We start from the raw sequence: 16,677 nt of genomic DNA on the forward strand, positions 1-16,677 counted from the left end.
GTCCGGCCGCGTGCCGACGACGGACGCCGACCCAACTATCCACTTATCGGGGTGGTTCCGCTGCCCCGTCCGGGGCGGCTGGTCACTCCTTGACCGGCTCGGCTTCCTCGCTGATGGTCTCGGCCTCGGGCGCCTCGGCCCGCTTGACCACCCGGGCCACGGCGGGACGCGCGTACCGGGTCTGCACGCCGGGGGCGACCTCGAGCAGGACCGTCTCGTCCTCGACCACGGTGACCGTGCCGTGCAGGCCGCCGATGGTGACCACCTCGTCGCCCGGGGCGAGAGCGGACTGCATCTGCTCCGCCTCCCGGCGGCGCTTCTGCTGCGGACGGATCATCATGAAGTACATGACGACGAAGAGCAGAGCGATCATGAGGATCGGCGTCAGACCGCCGGCTCCCCCGCCACTCGCTGCTGCGTAAAGCACGGTGTAGACCTTCCGGTTGGCCCCCGCCGGCCCCGGGGGGCACCGCAACGGAGGCGGATTCTCACGTCCTGTACAGACCGCGGCGAAGTCTAGTCCCTGCTCCTGAGAAGACCGAATGCGGCACAGATCACGTTAGGATCACGGCCGGTCGGTCTGCGTCGAGAACAGATCGGGCCCCGGAGGGGCATCCATGCCAAATGTACCATTCGGTGGGTTGCGTCCCAGGTGCCGCCAGGCGGCCTCGGTCGCCACCCGGCCCCGGGGCGTCCGGGCCAGCAGCCCGGCCCGCACCAGGAACGGCTCGCAGACCTCCTCGACCGTGTCCGGCTGCTCCCCCACCGCCACCGCGAGGGTGGAGACCCCGACCGGGCCGCCCCGGAACAGGTCCACGAGCGCCTTGAGCACCGCCCGGTCGAGCCGGTCCAGGCCGAGCGCGTCCACGTCGTAGACGGTCAGCGCGGTCCGCGCGGTCTCCACCGTGACCACCCCGTCGGCGCGGACCTCGGCGTAGTCCCGGACCCGGCGCAGCAGCCGGTTGGCGATCCGCGGCGTGCCCCGGGACCGGCCGGCGATCTCCGCCGCGCCGTCGGGCGTGATCGGCACGCCGAGGATCCGGGCGGACCGGTGCAGCAGCGTCTCCAGGTCGGCCGGGGAGTAGAAGTCCAGGTGCGCGACGAAGCCGAACCGGTCACGCATCGGGCCGGTCAGCAGGCCCGACCGGGTGGTGGCGCCGACCAGCGTGAACGGCTCCACGTCCAGCGGAATGGCGGTCGCGCCGGGACCCTTGCCCACCACCACGTCGACCCGGAAGTCCTCCATGGCGCTGTAGAGCAGCTCCTCGGCCGGCTTGGCGATCCGGTGGATCTCGTCGATGAACAGCACGTCGCCCTCGGCGAGGCTGGTCAGGATCGCGGCCAGGTCGCCGGACCGCTCGATCGCCGGCCCGCTGGTCACCCGGATGCCGGCGCCCAGCTCGGCCGCCACGATGTTGGCCAGGCTGGTCTTCCCGAGCCCGGGCGGGCCCGAGAGCAGGATGTGGTCCGGCGGGGAGCCGCGCCGCATCGCGCCCTGCAACAGCAGGTCGAGCTGGTCGCGGACCCGGTCCTGGGCGATGAACTCGGCGAGCCGCTTCGGCCGGACGCTGGCCTCCGCGTCCAGCTCCGCGTCGCTGACGTACGCCGAGACCAGGTTGTCGTTGCTCATCCACGCGCTCCCGCCGCGCGCGTCATCGGGTGCGGCCCAGCAGGCGGATGGCCTGCTTCAGCAGGACCGGCACCGGCGGGGTCTCGCCGTCGACGGTCTCCGCGACCGCGACCACCGCCTGCTCCGCCTGGGCCGCCGACCAGCCGAGCCCGACAAGCGCCTGACGGACCTGCTCCGGCCAGGCGCCGGCGGTCACCCCGCCCGCGCCGTCCGGGCCGATCGCCACCGGGCCGACCCGGTCGCGCAGCTCCAGCACGAGCCGTTCGGCGCCCTTCTTGCCGATCCCGGGCACCCGGGTCAGCGCCGCTAGGTCGGCGTTGGCGATGGCCTTGCGGACCGCGTCCGGGGTGTGCACGGCGAGCACCGCCTGGGCCAGCCGGGGCCCGACGCCGCTGGCGGTCTGGAGCAGCTCGAACAGTTGCTTGGCGTCGTCGTCGGCGAAGCCGTAGAGGGTGAGCGAGTCCTCCCGGACCACCAGGCTGGTGGCCAGCCGGGCCGGCTGGCCGACCCGCAGGTCGGCGATGGTGCCGGGGGCGCACTGGACGGCCAGGCCGATGCCGCCCACCTCCACCACCGCGTGGTCCGGACCGGTCGCGGTCACCGTGCCGCGCACACTCGCGATCATCGTCGCGCCCCTCCTCGTCGGGCCTGGTCGGCGGCGGCGGCCAGCTTGGACCGGGTGCCGCCCCGCCAGACGTGACAGATCGCCAGCGCCAGCGCGTCGGCGGCGTCGGCCGGTTTCGGCGGCTCCGCCAGCCGCAGCAGGCGGGTGACCATGGTGGTCATCTGCTTCTTGTCCGCCTGACCCGAACCGGTCACCGCCGCCTTCACCTCGCTCGGGGTGTAGGTCTTCACCGGCAGCCCGGCCCGGGCGCCGGCGAGCACCGCGATGCCGCTCGCCTGGGCGGTGCCCATCACGGTGCGCACGTTGTGCTGGCTGAACACGCGTTCCACGGCGACCGCGTCGGGCCGGTGCGTGGCGACCAGGTCGGTGAGCGACCGGTCCAGGTGCAGCAGGCGCAGCGGTAGGTCGTCCCCGGGATCGGTGTGGACGACGTAGTAGGCGACCAGCGTGCAGGGACGCCCGGGCACGCCCTCGACCACGCCGACCCCGCACCGGGTCAGCCCCGGGTCGACGCCCAGCACGCGCACGCCGCCTCCTCCCCGAGCCGTCAGCAGTACGTGTGTTCGACACACCCTACTGGCCGGGTCCGACCAGCGGACGGGCGGACACGCCGGGGACGGACCGGCGCGGCACGCACCACACACCGAAGCGGTCGAGTATGTGTCGCCGCCCCATGTGCCCGGGGCCACACGGCTCGTAACTTCTTGCGCCATGACGGCAGAACCCGTGGCGGTCCCCCACGTCGTACACGTCGACCTCTCCGGTCGCAACGCGCTGGTGACCGGTGGTGGCAGCGGCATCGGACGGGCCTGCGCCCTGCGGCTGGCGGCGGCCGGCGCGGCCGTGCTGGTGCTGGACCGCAACGTGGAGGCGGCCAAGGCGGTCGCCGCCGAGGCCGGCGGCCGGGCCGAGGGGATCGACCTGGCCGACCCGCAGGCGGTGGACCGGCTCGACGTGGACGCCGACATCGTGGTGAACAACGCCGGGCTGCAACACGTCGCGCCGGTGCAGGAGTTCCCGGTCGAGCGGTTCGAGTACATCCAGCGGGTGATGGTGGAGGCGCCGTTCCTGCTGATCCGCCGGGCGCTGCCCCGGATGTACGCGAACGGCTGGGGCCGGATCGTCAACATCTCCTCGGTGCACGGGCTGCGCGCCTCGCCGTTCAAGGCGGCGTACGTCTCGGCCAAGCACGCCCTGGAAGGGCTGTCCAAGGTGGTCGCGCTGGAGGGCGCCGCGCACGGCGTGACGGCCAACTGCATCAACCCGGCGTACGTGCGGACCGCGCTGGTGGAGAGCCAGATCGCCGACCAGGCGGCCAGCCACGGCATCGGCGAGGACGAGGTGATCGAGAAGATCATGCTGGCCCGGGCGGCGATCAAGCGGCTGATCGAGCCGGAGGAGGTGGCCGAGCTGGTGGCGTACCTGTGCGCGCCGCCGGCCGCGTTCCTCACCGGCGCCTCGATCGCCCTCGACGGGGGCTGGACGGCCAACTAGTGGCGCCGCGCACAATGTCGGTCATGTCGTCGCCGGTGGAGTTCCTGGAGCTGCTGGCGCGCGAGGCCGCCGCGGTCGAGTTCGAGGGCCCGCTGGTCGCCGCGCGCGCCGCCGGCCTGCCCGCCGACCGGCTGGCCGAGCTGGAGCAGGCGAAGGTGGTGGCGCTGCGGGTCCGGGCGCTGCTGGAGCGTCGCCGTCGCCGGGAGACCGAGCTGTCCGGCCTGTACGACACCGCCAGCGACCTGGCCGGCCTGCGCGACCTGGACGACGTGCTGCGCGCGATCGTGCACCGGGCCCGGATCCTGCTCGGCACCGACGTGGCGTACATGACGCTCAACGACGACGAGCGCGGCGACACGTACATGCGGGTCACCGACGGCTCCATCTCGGCCCGGTTCCAGCGGCTGCGGCTGGAGATGGGCGACGGGCTGGGCGGCCTGGTGGCGCAGACCGGCACCCCGTACGTCACCTCGAACTACCAGGAGGACGAGCGGTTCCGGCACACCGGGGAGATCGACGGCGGGGTGGGCGAGGAGGGCCTGGTGGCCATCCTGGGCGTGCCGCTGCGGCTCGGCTCCAGCGTGATCGGCGTGCTGTACGCGGCCAACCGCTCGGCCCGCCCGTTCGCCCGGGAGGAGGTGTCGCTGCTGGTCTCGCTGGGGGCGCACGCCGCGGTGGCGATCGACACCGCCCGACTGCTGGCCGAGACGCGGGCCGCGTTGGCGGAGCTGTCGTCGGCGAACGGCACGATCCGGGCGCACAGCAGCTCGGTGGAGCGGGCCGCCGCCGCGCACGACCGGATGACCGCGCTGGTGGTGCGCGGCGGCGGGATGGAGGACGTGGCGGCGGCGGTGACCGAGGTGCTCGGCGGCGCGCTGCTGGCGCTGGACGCCGAGGGGCGGCGGCTGGCCCGGGTCGGCGAGATCGACGAGCCGGACCGGGCGGACATCGTGGAGGCGGTCGCCGCGTCGCGCACCGAGGGGCGCAGCGTACGCCGGGGTCCGCTCTGGTACGCCGCGGTGGTGGCCGGCGCGGAGAACCTGGGCGCGCTGGTGCTGCGTCCGGACGACGAGCTGGTCGACGCCGACCAGCGCATCCTGGAGCGGGCCGCGCTGGTGACCGCGTTGCTGCTGCTGTTCCGCCGCACGGTGGCCGAGGCGGAGGGGCGGGTCCGGGGCGAGCTGCTCGACGACCTGATCGCCCGGCCGTTGCGGGACGCCGACGCGCTGCGCAGCCGGGCCCGCCGGATCGGGGTGGACCTGGACGCCCCGCACGTGCTGGTGGCGGTCGGTGACGACGCGTTCGCCGAGACGGGTTCGGCCCGGCAGCGGGTGCTCTCCTGGGCCACCTCGTACGCCTCGACGCGGGGCGGGCTGGCCGCGGCGCGCGACGGGCGGGTGGTGCTGATGCTGCCCGGTCGGGACGCCGGCGGGGCGGCCCGCGCGGTGGCCCGGGACCTGTCCCGGGTGACCGGCCGGCCGGTGACCGCCGGGGCGAGCGGGCCGTCGACCGGTCCGGCGTCGCTGGCGGTCACGTTCGCCGAGGCGGAGCGCTGCCTGACCGCGCTCGGCGCGTTGGGCCGGGCCGGGCAGGGCGCGAGCACCGCGGAGCTGGGCTTCGTCGGGCTGCTGCTCGGGGCGGTCGGCGACGCCGGTGACCGGGACGTGGCCCGGTTCCTCACCGCCACGGTGGGGCCGGTGGTCGACTACGACGCCCGGCGGGGCACCGCGCTGGTGAAGACGTTGGAGGCGTACTTCGGGGTGGGCGGCAGCCTGGCGCGGGCGGCCGAGCAGCTACACGTGCACGTCAACACCGTGACCCAGCGACTGGAGCGGGTCGGGCAGTTGCTCGGCGCCGACTGGCAGAAGCCGGAGCGGGCGCTGGAGGTGCAGCTCGCGCTGCGCCTGCACCGGCTGCGCAGCCCGGCCGGCTGACATCGACGCGCTCCCGGGCGGCGGGCGCGCGGGCCGGCCGGGCGTCAGCGGGCGCGCAGGCCGTCCAGGACGGCGTCCACGATCCGCTCGGGCAGGATGCGTTCGTCCAGTTCGGGGTGCCAGTGCAGCATGCGCTGGGTGAGCATCGGCGCGGTGAGCAACGCCATGGCCACCTCGATGTCGAGGTCGGCGCGCAGCTCGCCGCTGTCCATCGCGCGGCGCAGCACCTCGCGCATCGCCTGTCGCCGGGGCTCGATGATCGCCTCGTAGGCCTGCCGGTGGGCGGAGCTGCGGCTCACCTCGGGCACCAGGCAGGGCATGATCTTGCGGACGCGGGGGTCGACGTGCTGGCCCACGGCGCCGACCAGCAGCACCAGGTCGTCCCGGACGGAGCGCCCACCGGGGCGGGGCGGGACGCCCTTGAGGCGGCGCAGCGCATCCAGCAGCAGCGCCTCCTTGCCCGACCAGCGGCGGTAGATGGTGGCCTTGCCGACCCCGGCCCGGGTCGCGATCGCCTCGATGGAGAGTGCCTCGAGCGTGCTGCCCTCGGCGAGCAGGTCGAGCGCGGCCTCCACGATCGCCTCGTCGGCGCGGGTGCTCCGCGGTCGACCAGGCGATCGCGGAGCACCCGTCGTGGACGTCATGTCAGACATTGTCCACGAACCTACGCGGTCCCGGCCAACTCCGGCTCGGTGGCCGGGGCGGAGTCGGGCGCGACGACCGGCCGGCCCGGCATCCACCGCACCACGATCACGACGCCGAGCGCCGCCACCAGCGCGGAGATGCCGGCGGCCCAGTGCATCGCGGAGACGAAGGAGTCGTTGGCGGCGTCGATCAGCCGCGGCGCGGCCGGGCCGAGCCGGTCGGCGACCGCGTACGCGCCGGAGACCGACTCCCGGGCCGCGTCGCGGATCGGGGCGGGCAGCGCGGACACCGCGGGCGCGACCTGGTCGCGGTAGACGGCGGAGAGCACCGAGCCGAGCACCGCCACGCCGAGCGCGCCGGCCACCTGGCGGACCGTGTTGCTGACCGCCGAGCCCACGCCGGCCTTCTCCCGGGGCAGCGCGGACATGATCGACTCGGTGGCCGGCGGCATGATGTTGGCCATTCCGGCGCCCTGCACGAAGCCCACCGCGGAGAAGATCCAGATGGGCGTGTCCGCGTCGATGAACACGAACGCGGCGAGCGCGACCGTGGTCAGCAGCAGCCCGACCGCGGCGACCGCCCGGCCGCCGTAGCGGCGGACCATGGCGGCACTGCGCGGCGCGAAGATCAGCTGGGCGGCGGCGAAGGGCAGGAAGAGCAGGCCGCTCTCCAGCGGGCTGTAGCCGCGGACCAGTTGGAGGTAGAACGCGCCGAAGAACATCACGCCCATGGCGGCGAAGAAGACCAGCCCGACCAGGGCCACCGGGGCGGCGAACCGGGGCACCCGGAACAGCCGCACGTCCAGCGACGGGTGGTCGCTGCGCAGCTCGTGGGCGACGAACCAGCCGAGCACCGCGAGCCCGCCGACGATCGCGGCCCAGACCTGCGGCCGGCCGAAGCCGTGCTCGCCGCCGTCGATGATGCCGTAGGTGAGGGCGACCAGGCCGACCACGGAGAGCAGCACACCGAGCACGTCCACCCGGCCGGGCGCGGGGTCGCGGGACTCGGGGACCAGGAGCGCCACCAGCGCCACGCCGATCACCACCACCGGCACGTTGATCAGGAAGACCGAGCCCCACCAGAAGTGCTCCAGCAGGGCGCCGCCGAGCACCGGGCCGATGGCCACGGCGAGACCGACCGCGCCGGCCCAGACGCCGATCGCGCGGGCGCGCTCGCGCGGGTCGAAGACGTTGGAGATGATCGAGAGCGTCACCGGCATGATGGCGGCGCCGCCGACGCCCATCAGCGCCCGGGCGCCGATGAGCTGCGCCGGGTCCTGCGCGTACGCGGAGAGCAGCGACGCCAGCCCGAACAGCGCCAGCCCGAGGATCAGGAAGCGCCGGCGGCCGAACCGGTCGCCGAGCACGCCGAACGTGAAGAGCAGGCCGGCGAAGACGAGGGTGTAGGAGTTGATCGCCCACTCCAGGTCGCCCTGGCTGGCGCCGAGGCCGTGCACCGGGTCGGCGAGCGTGCGCAGGGCGACGTTGAGGATGGTGTTGTCGAGGACGACCACGAGGAGGCTGATCACCAGCACCCCCAGGATCGCCCACCTCCTCGGATGTCCGGTGTTTTCGTGCGCTTCCATGTGGGTTCTCCCCCCGGCTCACCCGCGTCCGAATACGATACGGGGCAGACTCGTAACGCTGCCGAGCGTAAGTGAGCGAGTTTCGATACGGAACAGGTCCGTATCGAATGTGCGCCAGGTCACGCCGACGCGGGCTCGCCCCCGAATGCGGGCCGCACCGGGACCTCAGGCGCCCCGCCCCGCCGCCACGCGCCGCCCCATGCGCCTGTTTCACGGAAACAGTGGCCTTCGGGGCCCAGTTAGCCACTATTTCCGTGAAACAGGGCGCCGGGGCGTCGCGGCCCCGGGGGGCGGGGGCGTCGGGACGTCAGGCCGGTGGGCCTGCGGCCAGCGCCAGCCGGAGCACCGCGTCCCGCACCGGCAGCAGCCGCCGGGCCTGGGCGAGCCGCCCCGCCCACCGCGCGCCGGCCGCGATCCGCTGGGTGGGCCGGCGGCGGCGCCTGTCGTACGCCCGCAGCGCGGCCGGCAGGTCGTCGGCGTCGCGGACGCAGTCGGCCAGCGCGACCGCGTCGATCAGCGCCTGGCAGGCGCCCTGCCCGAGGTCGGGGGTCATGGCGTGCGCGGCGTCGCCGAGCAGCGCCGTCCGGCCGGCCACGTAGGACGGCAGCGGCGTCAGGTCGCGGATCTCGTGCCGCAGGACGCCGGCCGGGGTGAGGGCGTCCAGCACCCGGCGCACCGACGGGTGCCAGTCACCGAAGAGGCGGCGCAGCTCGGCGACGTCGTCCACCGGCGCGGGATGCCCTTGCGGGAGGCGCACCGAGGCGTACCAGTTGGTCCGCCCGTCGCCGATCGGCGTGAGGCCGAACCGGCGGCCCCGCCCCCAGGTCTCACCCCCCTCGGACAGTTCCACGTCGACCACCCCGCGCCAGGCCACCGCGCCGGCGTAGCGCAGCGGACAGCGCTGCCCGTGCAGCGCGACGCGGACCACGCTGTTGATCCCGTCCGCGCCGACCACCAGGTCGTACGCGTCGACGAGCGCACCCGGGTCGACGACCGGTGCGGCGAACCGCAGCGCCGGTCCGGGCAGCGCGCCGGACAGCACCGCGAGCAGCGCCGGCCGGGTGATGAGGTGGACCGGCTCGCCGTGGCGCCGCTCCAGCCGGTCGACGTCGATGGTGGCGATGCGGCGTCCGTCCGGTCGCCGGATCGACCCGCCGGCCTGCCGGCGGGCCCGCCGACGCACCTCGTCGCCGACGCCGAGCGTGTCCAACGCGCGCATCGCCGTGGGCCAGATGCCGAGGCCGGTCCCGGTCTCGGGCAGCCCGGCGGACCGCTCCAGGACCGTGACCTCCCAGCCGGCGGCGCATAACCCGATGCCCGCCGCCAGCCCTCCGACGCCGCCACCGACCACCGCCGCCCGACCCGCCATGCCAGCCACCGTACTACAGATGTAGTCGCATTCACTACACCTGTAGTCTGACCCGGTGACCGATCGCCGGCAGCTCCTGCTCGACGCCGCCATCCGGGTGCTCGGCACCCGGGGTCCGCGGCAGCTCACCCACCGGGCGGTGGACGCCGAGGCGGGCCTGCCCGAGGGCTCCGCGTCCAACCGGTTCCGCACCCGGGAGGCGCTCGTCGACGGCGTCTTCGCCCGGCTGGTCGAGGTGGAGACGCTGGCCTGGCAGCGGCTCGCCGTCGATCTGCCGCCCGGGGACGTCGCCGGCTTCACCCGCGTGCTCGGCCGGCTGATCCGCCGGTTCACCGAGGAGGAGCGGGTCGTCACGCTGGCCCGGTACGCGCTGTTCGTGGAGGCGGCCGTGCGGCCCGAACTGCGGCCCGCCATCGAGGCCGGGCGGGCACGGCTGGCCGAGTGGGGGGTGCCGCTGGTCGCGGCGCTCGGCTCCACCGATCCGGCGACCCACTTCCGGAGCCTGCTCGCGCTGGTCGACGGGCTCCTCGGCAACCAGCTCGCCGCCCCCGAGGAGGCGTTCGATCCGGAGTCGGCGGTGGCCGCCCTGCTGCACGGCTTCCGCGCCGGCTGAACGCCCGCCGACGGCGCGCCCACCGACGATACGCCCGCCAAGCGGGGCGCCCACCTCTACGGAGGCGTCAAGCGGGGGCCCCGCCTCACAGGCAGGCGGTGGCGGCCTCGGTGAGGCTGGTGAGGCGGTGCGGGGCGGCGGGGCCCGGCGGGAACGGCTCGATCCAGCCCGGCCCGGCGGCGAGCAGACGGACGTCCGGGACGTCCCGCCGGAGCCGGACCAGGCGGTACGCCCGACCGGTCACGGGGGTCTGCGACCAGACCACCACCACCCGGGGCCGGACCCGGGCCACGGCGCTGGCCAGCGCGGACCAGGGCAGCGCCGAGCCGAGATGCAGGCAGCCCCGACCGCGCTCGCGCAGCGCCGCGGCCAGGGCGTGCAGCCCGAGGCAGTGCGTCTCGTGCTCGGCGCCGGCGAGCAGCACCCCCTGCACGGGCAGCGGTCGCGTCGGTTCCCGACGGAAGACGTCCAGCCCGACCCGGACGCCTTCGGACAGGGCGTGCTCCACCGCGATCTCGGCGGCGCTGTCCCCGCGCAGCGCGCCCAGCAGCGGCAGGCAGACCTGCTCCCATACGGGCGCGACCCCGACCTCGGCGGCCAGGTCGAGCACCAGCCCGGCGACCTGGTTGTCGTCCAGGTCCTCGGCGGCGGCGATGAGCCGTTTACGGGCCGACTCGGCGGCCCCGGCCGGCATGTTCTCGGTCAGCAACGGTCGTACCCCCGGGTAGCTCTGCTACCTGGGGGTTCGTCCGGGCGACCCGATCCGGATGCGCCACCGGGAGATTCATCCGCGCCGGGCGGCTCCCCGACGCCGCAGCAGGTGCGCGACACTGCCCCACAGGCCCCGCCGGAACAGCAGCACGACCAGCACGAAGATGCCGCCGGTGACCAGCCCGATGGCCTCGAACCCGGAGAACGACAGCCAGTCCTCCAGCCGGACCACCAGCGCCGCGCCGAGCACGCCGCCCCACAGCGTGCCGATCCCGCCGAGCACCACCACGATGACCGCCTTGCCGGAGGTGGTCCAGTGCAGCACGTCCAGCGAGACGAACCGGTGGCCGACCGCGAACAGGCCGCCGCCGAGCCCGGCGAGGAACCCGGAGAGCACGAACGCGGTCAGCTTGTAGCGGTGCACCGGGTAGCCCAGCGCGCGGGCCCGCGCCGGGTTGTCCCGGATGCCGACCAGCACCCGGCCGAACGGCGAGTGCACGATCCGCCAGGCGGCGAGCAGGCCGAGCAGCACGACCGGCAGGATCGCGTAGTAGAAGTAGTAGTCGTCGGTGAGGTCGGCGCCGAAGAACGCGCGCGGCACGCCCTGGAGGCCGTTCTCGCCCTGGGTCACCGACCGCCACTCGTTGGCCACGTAGTAGACCATCTGCGCGAACGCCAGCGTGACCATCGCGAAGTAGATCCCGGTGCGCTTCACCGCGAGGTAGCCGATCGGCAGCGCGAGCAGCGCCGCGGCCAACGCCCCGGCCAGCACCGCGGCCGGGAACGGCAGGCCGGCGTGGATCGCGACCAGCCCGGTGACGTACGCCGAGGTGCCCCAGAACGCGGCGTGCCCGAACGACATCAGGCCGGTGAAGCCGAGCAGCAGGTCCACCGAGACGGCGAACAGCGCCCAGCAGAGGATGTCCACCGCCACCGCCGGGTAGAGCCCGTTGGGCAGCCAGAGCGCCACGGCCAGGCCGGCGGCGAGCAGCGCGTACCGGACCCAGCCGGGAGCCCGCGCGACGGCGAGCAGCCCGGACCGCGCTGCCGACTTCGCGACGGGGGTGTCCACCACACCGGTCATGCCGGGGCCTCCTCACGGCCGAACAGGCCGGCCGGGCGCCAGAGCAGCACGGCGGCCATCACCACGAACACGACGGTCTGCGACACGAGCGGGTAGTCGGACAGGTACGCCTCGCCCCACGCCTGGATCAGGCCGATGCCGAAGCCGGCGGCGACCGAGCCGAAGATCGAGCCGAGCCCGCCGATCACCACCACCGCGAAGACCACGATGATCAGGTCGGCGCCCATCAGCGGGTTGACCGCCCGCATCGGGGCGGCGAGCACCCCGGCCAGCCCTGCGAGCGCGATGCCGAAGCCGAACACCGGGGTGACCCACTTCCCCACGTCGATGCCGAACGCCCGGGTCAGCTCCGGCCGCTCGGTGGCCGCCCGGACCACCATGCCGATCCGGGTCCGCCCGAGCACCCACCAGACCGCCACGCAGAGCAGCACGGTGAAGCCGAGGATGAACACCCGGTACGTCGGGAAGTCGAAGAGCCCGAAGTCGACGGTCCCGCTCAGTTCGGCGGGCGTGGCGTACGGGCTGGACTGCACGCCGTACCGGGACTTGACCAGGTCCTGCAGGATCAGCGTCAGGCCGAAGGTGAGCAGGAAGTTGTAGAGCGGGTCGAGCCGGGTGAGCCGGTGGATCACCGCCCGCTCCAGCGCCATGCCGAGCAGGCCCAGCGCCAGCGGCATGATCACCAACGCGGCCCAGAACGGCACGCCCGCCTCGGCCAGCAGCACGTACGCCCCGAACGCGCCGAGCATGTAGAACGCGCCGTGGGCGAAGTTCACCACCCGGAGCATGCCGAAGATGACCGCGAGCCCGAGGGCGAGCAGGGCGTAGAACGCCCCGCCCACCAGCCCGTTGAACGTGTTCTGCAGGAAGCCGGACATGTCAGAGCTTGCAGTCGGCCGACGGGGCGCGGAACGCCTCGGCCGCCGGGATGGTCTTGAGGATCTTCACGTAGTCCCACGGCTCCTTCACCTCGGCCTGCGGCTTCACCTGGGCCAGGTAGGCGTCGTGCACGACCCGGTGGTCCTCCGCGCGGATCCTGCCGTTGCGCAGGAACAGGTCGTTGACGTCCTTGCCCTCCAGCTCCTTGACCACGGCGTCGGCGTCGTCGGTGCCGGCGGCCTGCACCGCCTCCAGGTACTGCATGGCGGCGGAGTAGTTCGCCGCGTGCGCGAACGACGGCCGGGTGCCGGTCGCGGACTGGAACCGGTCCGCCCACTCCCGGTTCTGCTGGTCGAAGTTCCAGTACCAGGCGTCGGTGTAGGTCGTGCCGGCCAGCGCGGCCGGGGTGAGCGAGTGGATGTCGGTGATGAACATCAGGCCGACGGCCAGCCCGACGCCCTTCTCCCGCAGCTTGAACTCGTTGTACTGCTTCACCACGTTGACCAGCTCGGCGCCGGCCTGCATGGTGCCCAGCACCTGCGGCTTCGGGTTCAACGTCGGCGCCTTGAGCAGGAACGACGAGTAGTCGCCGCTGGTGTTCGGGAACGGCGCGCCGTCGGAGCCGACGACCTGCCCGCCGGCCGCGGTGATGGCGGCGGTGAAGCTCTTCTGCATGTCCTGCCCGAACGCGTAGTTCGGGTAGAGGATGTACCAGTTCTTGCCGACCTGCTCGGTGGTCACCGTGCCGGTGCCGTGCGCCAGCATGTACGTGTCGTACGCGTAGTGGAACGTGTACTTGTTGCAGCTCTTGCCGGTCAGGTCCGTGGTCGCCGCGCCGATGTTGAAGTAGAGCTTCTTCTTCTCCTTGGCCACGTCGGCGACCTTCAGCGCGGCCGACGAGGTCGGCACGTCCAGGATCGCGTCGACGCCCTTGCGGTCGACCATCTCCTGGGCCTTGCTGTTGGCCACGTCCGGCTTGTTCTGGTGGTCGGCGGTCTCCACGCTGATGTTCTTGGTGACCGCGTCGTCGCCGTGCTTGGCCTTGAAGTCGGCGATGGCCATCTCCACGGCCTTGACCGAGTTGCGCCCGGACAGCTCCGAGTAGGCCCCCGACTGGTCGTTGAGCACGCCCAGCACGATCTTGTCGCCGGTCAGCTTCGAGTCACCGCCGGACTGCGGGCCACCGCCGCCGCAGCCGGCCACCAGCAGCGCCGCCGCCGAGGCGGCGGCCACACCCACGCTCCTACGCATGGTCATCCCCTTCGTCGCCGCGCGGTCCGCGCGGGTTCGGCCGTCGAATGTCAGATCCCGAGGTACGCCAGCAGCTCGCGTTCCCGCGAGCGCACCTCGGCGTTCTCCATCGCCTCCGCGATCCGGCCCTCGGCCAGCAGGTAGTGCCGGTCGGCGACACCGGTGGCGAAGTGCAGGTTCTGTTCCACCAGCAGCACGGTCACGCCGTGCTGCTTGGCCTCCCGCAGCAGGTCGCCGACCTGCTGCACGAGCAGCGGCGACAGCCCCTCGGTGGGCTCGTCGCAGAGCAGCAGCCGGGCGCCCATGCGCAGCACCCGGGCCAGCGCGAGCATCTGCTGCTCGCCGCCGGAGAGCATGGTCGCGGCCGAGTCACGCCGGGCGTGCAGCGCGGGGAACGCCTCGTACACCCGCGACAGCGGCCACGGGTCCGGGCCGACCCGGGGCGGCAGTGTCAGGTTCTCGGTGACCGTGAGCGTGGCGTACGCGCCCCGGTCGTCGGGGACCCAGCCGAGCCCGGCCCGCGCCCGCTTGTACGCCGGCAAGCGGCTGATGTCCCGCCCGTCGAGGCGCACCGTGCCACGCCGGCCGGGGTGCAGCCCCATCACGGAGCGCAGCAGCGTGGACTTGCCGGCGCCGTTGCGCCCGACCAGCGTGACCACCTCGCCGGCGGCCACCTCCAGGCTCACGTCGCGCAGCACCTGGGCCTCGCCGTACCAGGCGGACAGGTTCTCAATGCGCAGCATCCGTGGCTCCCAGGTAGGCGGTGATGACCCGCTCGTCGGCGCGGACCTGCTCGTACGGCCCCTCGACCAGCACCGTGCCGGCCTGGAGGACGGTGACCGTGTCGGCGAGCCGGCCCACCACGCTCATGTTGTGCTCGACCATCACCACGGTCCGGCCGGTGCGGACGGTGGCGATCAGCTCGACGGTGCGGTCGACGTCCTCCAGCCCCATCCCGGCGGTCGGCTCGTCGAGCAGCAGCACCTTCGGGTCCAGGGCCAACGCGATGGCCAGCTCCAGGGCCCGCTTGCGCCCGTACGCGAGCGCCTCGGCCGGGGCCTCGGCGAGGTCGGCGAGACCGACCATGGCCAGCAGCTCGTCGGCCCGCTCCCGGTAGCGGCGCATCAGCTTCGCCGACCGCCAGAACCGCCAGCCCAGCCCGCTGCGCGACTGGAGCGCCAACTCGACGTGTTCCCGCGCGCCGAGCTGCGGGAAGAGGCTGGTGATCTGGAACGACCGGGCCACGCCGAGCCGGGCGACCCGCTCCGGGGGCAGCCCGGTGACGTCCCGGCCGTCCAGCTCGATCCGTCCGCCGCTGGGCGGCAGGAAGCCGGTGAGCAGGTTGAACAGCGTGGTCTTGCCGGCGCCGTTCGGGCCCACCAGGGCGTGCACGGTGCCCGCCGCCACGTCCAGGTCGACGCGATCGACGGCCCGGAAACCCCGGAAGTCCCGGGTCAGCCCACGGGCCGACAGGATCGCTTGCCCGGCCATCGCCTCACCCCTCCGCAGGTCCGTCCGCCACGGCCGGGTCGGTGACCGGGGTCACAGGGCCGTCGCGTGCAGGAAACCTACGGGGCGCCGAACGGGTCGAGCCATGTCGATGCGCCACACATTCCCCCCGCGCGGCACGGGGCGGACCTCCACAGGCGCCGGGCCGGTGCCGGCCACTCCCGACCCATCGGCAGCCGTCGACATGTGGCCCGGCACCGTGACCGCGACCGGGGGCGGGCGCACCGGCCGACGGCGTACGGCGTCGCGGTCCTGGTCGAGGGCGGGCTCAGTCCGGGAACGTGACCACCCAGCGGGCGCCCTCGCCCCGGGCCAGCCGGTCCAGCGCCGCGGGCGCCTCGGCCAGCGACACCGTGCCGCTGACCAGTGGCGCCAGGTCGAGGTCGCCGGCGGCGAGCGCGGCGGCCAGCTCCGGCACCTCGCGGTCCGGGTCGGTCGAGCCGTAGACCGAGGACCGCAGCGTCCGCGCCGAGTGGAAGATGTCCAGCGCGGAGAGACTGAGCAGGTCGTCCCGGCCGCCCATGCCGACCACGGTGACCGCTCCCCCGCGCCGGGTCGCCCGCCAGGCGGTACGGATGGTGGCGGCCCGGCCCACGCACTCGAACGCGTGGTCCACCCCGCGCCCGTCGGTGCGGGCCCGGATCTGCCTGCCGAGCGTGTCGTCGGAGCGCAGGAAGTCGGTCGCGCCGGCGGCCAGCGCCAGCTCCCGTTTGGCCGCCACCACGTCGACGGCGAGGATCGGCGACGCGCCGGCCCGGCGGGCGGCGGTGAGCACGGCCAGCCCGACGCCGCCCAGCCCGATCACCGCGACCGACTCACCGGCGGCGACCCGGGCGGTGTTGCGGACCGCGCCGGTGCCGGTGAGCACCGCGCAGCCCAGCAGCGCCGCCTGCGCCAGCGGCAGCCCGGCCGGCACCGGCACGGCCGCCCGTTCCGGCACCACCACCTCCTCGGCGAGCGCGCCGAGCCCGAGCGTGACCTGCACCGGCTCCCCGGCGGCGGTCTCGCCGCGCGGCACCGAGGGGGCGCTGTTCGCGACACAGAGCCAGGGCTCGCCGTGCCGGCAGTGCCAGCAGTCACGGCAGGCGGGCGCCCAGTTGAGCACCACCGGCGTGCCCACGGGCAGCGCGGTGCCCGGCCCGGCCTCGGCCACCACGCCGGTCGCCTCGTGCCCCAGCACCAGCGGGTACCCGGGCGTCAGCGTGCCGTTCACCATGGCCAGATCGGAGTGGCAGAGGCCGGCGGCGCGGATCCGGACCCGCAGCTCACCCGGGCCGGGTGCGGGCAGGCGCACCTCCTCGACGGCCGGGGTCGCGCCCTGGCCGCGTACCACGAGCGCCCTCATCGC

17 protein-coding genes are annotated in these 16,677 nt (G+C 74.1%); 3 read left to right on the plus strand and 14 right to left on the minus strand.

All coding sequences use genetic code 11. The annotated features are described in order from the left end of the window. Positions 1 to 82: 82 nt before the first annotated feature. From yajC to ruvC, 4 genes are all read right to left on the minus strand, one after another. Positions 83 to 427: a preprotein translocase subunit YajC gene (gene yajC / locus VKK44_RS17600; protein ID WP_107161256.1), complete on the minus strand. Its 345-nt coding sequence runs from the start codon at positions 425 to 427 to the stop codon at positions 83 to 85. A 138-nt stretch (positions 428 to 565) separates the two neighbouring features. Then, positions 566 to 1,630, minus strand: a complete 1,065-nt coding sequence (gene ruvB, locus VKK44_RS17605) for a Holliday junction branch migration DNA helicase RuvB (RefSeq protein ID WP_343442186.1) — start codon at positions 1,628 to 1,630, stop codon at positions 566 to 568. Between the two features lie 22 nt (positions 1,631 to 1,652). Then, positions 1,653 to 2,255 (minus strand): Holliday junction branch migration protein RuvA, encoded by a 603-nt coding sequence (gene ruvA, locus VKK44_RS17610; protein ID WP_343442187.1) that lies wholly within the window; start codon positions 2,253 to 2,255, stop codon positions 1,653 to 1,655. After that, on the minus strand, positions 2,252 to 2,782 hold the full coding sequence (gene ruvC / locus VKK44_RS17615) for a crossover junction endodeoxyribonuclease RuvC (protein ID WP_343442188.1): 531 nt from the start codon (positions 2,780 to 2,782) through the stop codon (positions 2,252 to 2,254). Before ruvC ends, ruvA begins: the two co-directional genes overlap by 4 nt. Positions 2,783 to 2,966: 184 nt before the next feature. Here ruvC and VKK44_RS17620 point away from each other — a divergent pair, with 184 nt between their 5' ends. Beyond that, positions 2,967 to 3,749: a 3-hydroxybutyrate dehydrogenase gene (locus VKK44_RS17620; RefSeq protein WP_343442189.1), complete on the plus strand. Its 783-nt coding sequence runs from the start codon at positions 2,967 to 2,969 to the stop codon at positions 3,747 to 3,749. Positions 3,750 to 3,763: 14 nt separating this feature from the next. Next, positions 3,764 to 5,683, plus strand: coding sequence for a helix-turn-helix domain-containing protein (locus tag VKK44_RS17625; protein WP_343442190.1), 1,920 nt, complete (start codon positions 3,764 to 3,766; stop codon positions 5,681 to 5,683). Between the two features lie 44 nt (positions 5,684 to 5,727). Here VKK44_RS17625 and VKK44_RS17630 read toward each other — a convergent pair whose 3' ends face one another. The 3 genes from VKK44_RS17630 to VKK44_RS17640 form a co-directional block, all read right to left on the minus strand. Then, a complete protein-coding gene (locus VKK44_RS17630) occupies positions 5,728 to 6,336 on the minus strand; it encodes a TetR/AcrR family transcriptional regulator (protein WP_343442191.1) in 609 nt (202 codons plus the stop codon). Between the two features lie 11 nt (positions 6,337 to 6,347). Then, positions 6,348 to 7,913: an MFS transporter gene (locus VKK44_RS17635; RefSeq protein WP_343442193.1), complete on the minus strand. Its 1,566-nt coding sequence runs from the start codon at positions 7,911 to 7,913 to the stop codon at positions 6,348 to 6,350. A 307-nt stretch (positions 7,914 to 8,220) separates the two neighbouring features. Continuing rightward, positions 8,221 to 9,282, minus strand: a complete 1,062-nt coding sequence (locus tag VKK44_RS17640) for an FAD-dependent monooxygenase (RefSeq protein ID WP_343442194.1) — start codon at positions 9,280 to 9,282, stop codon at positions 8,221 to 8,223. Positions 9,283 to 9,337: 55 nt separating this feature from the next. Here VKK44_RS17640 and VKK44_RS17645 point away from each other — a divergent pair, with 55 nt between their 5' ends. Then, on the plus strand, positions 9,338 to 9,895 hold the full coding sequence (locus VKK44_RS17645) for a TetR/AcrR family transcriptional regulator (RefSeq protein ID WP_343442195.1): 558 nt from the start codon (positions 9,338 to 9,340) through the stop codon (positions 9,893 to 9,895). Positions 9,896 to 9,980: 85 nt separating this feature from the next. Here VKK44_RS17645 and VKK44_RS17650 read toward each other — a convergent pair whose 3' ends face one another. The 7 genes from VKK44_RS17650 to VKK44_RS17680 all read right to left on the minus strand — a co-directional run bounded on the left by VKK44_RS17650 (position 9,981) and on the right by VKK44_RS17680 (position 16,674). Further along, the gene (locus tag VKK44_RS17650; RefSeq protein ID WP_343442196.1) at positions 9,981 to 10,604 is read right to left on the minus strand and encodes a transcriptional regulator; all 624 of its coding nucleotides are present in this window, start codon (positions 10,602 to 10,604) and stop codon (positions 9,981 to 9,983) included. Positions 10,605 to 10,679: 75 nt separating this feature from the next. Then, positions 10,680 to 11,690, minus strand: coding sequence for a branched-chain amino acid ABC transporter permease (locus VKK44_RS17655; protein WP_343442198.1), 1,011 nt, complete (start codon positions 11,688 to 11,690; stop codon positions 10,680 to 10,682). Continuing rightward, positions 11,687 to 12,568, minus strand: coding sequence for a branched-chain amino acid ABC transporter permease (locus VKK44_RS17660; RefSeq protein WP_343442199.1), 882 nt, complete (start codon positions 12,566 to 12,568; stop codon positions 11,687 to 11,689). The genes VKK44_RS17655 and VKK44_RS17660 overlap by 4 nt, the downstream gene beginning before the upstream one ends. Position 12,569: 1 nt before the next feature. Then, positions 12,570 to 13,826 (minus strand): ABC transporter substrate-binding protein, encoded by a 1,257-nt coding sequence (locus tag VKK44_RS17665; RefSeq protein ID WP_343442200.1) that lies wholly within the window; start codon positions 13,824 to 13,826, stop codon positions 12,570 to 12,572. 44 nt (positions 13,827 to 13,870) lie between these two features. Then, positions 13,871 to 14,563 carry an ABC transporter ATP-binding protein gene (locus tag VKK44_RS17670; protein ID WP_343442201.1) on the minus strand — a complete coding sequence of 231 codons (693 nt, stop codon included), beginning with the start codon at positions 14,561 to 14,563 and terminating at the stop codon, positions 13,871 to 13,873. Then, positions 14,550 to 15,311 (minus strand): ABC transporter ATP-binding protein, encoded by a 762-nt coding sequence (locus VKK44_RS17675; RefSeq protein WP_343442202.1) that lies wholly within the window; start codon positions 15,309 to 15,311, stop codon positions 14,550 to 14,552. The genes VKK44_RS17670 and VKK44_RS17675 overlap by 14 nt, the downstream gene beginning before the upstream one ends. 286 nt (positions 15,312 to 15,597) lie before the next feature. Continuing rightward, positions 15,598 to 16,674 (minus strand): alcohol dehydrogenase catalytic domain-containing protein, encoded by a 1,077-nt coding sequence (locus VKK44_RS17680; protein WP_343442203.1) that lies wholly within the window; start codon positions 16,672 to 16,674, stop codon positions 15,598 to 15,600. Positions 16,675 to 16,677 lie beyond the last annotated feature (3 nt).

This window comes from Micromonospora sp. DSM 45708 (genome assembly GCF_039566955.1).
Lineage (GTDB): Bacteria > Actinomycetota > Actinomycetes > Mycobacteriales > Micromonosporaceae > Micromonospora.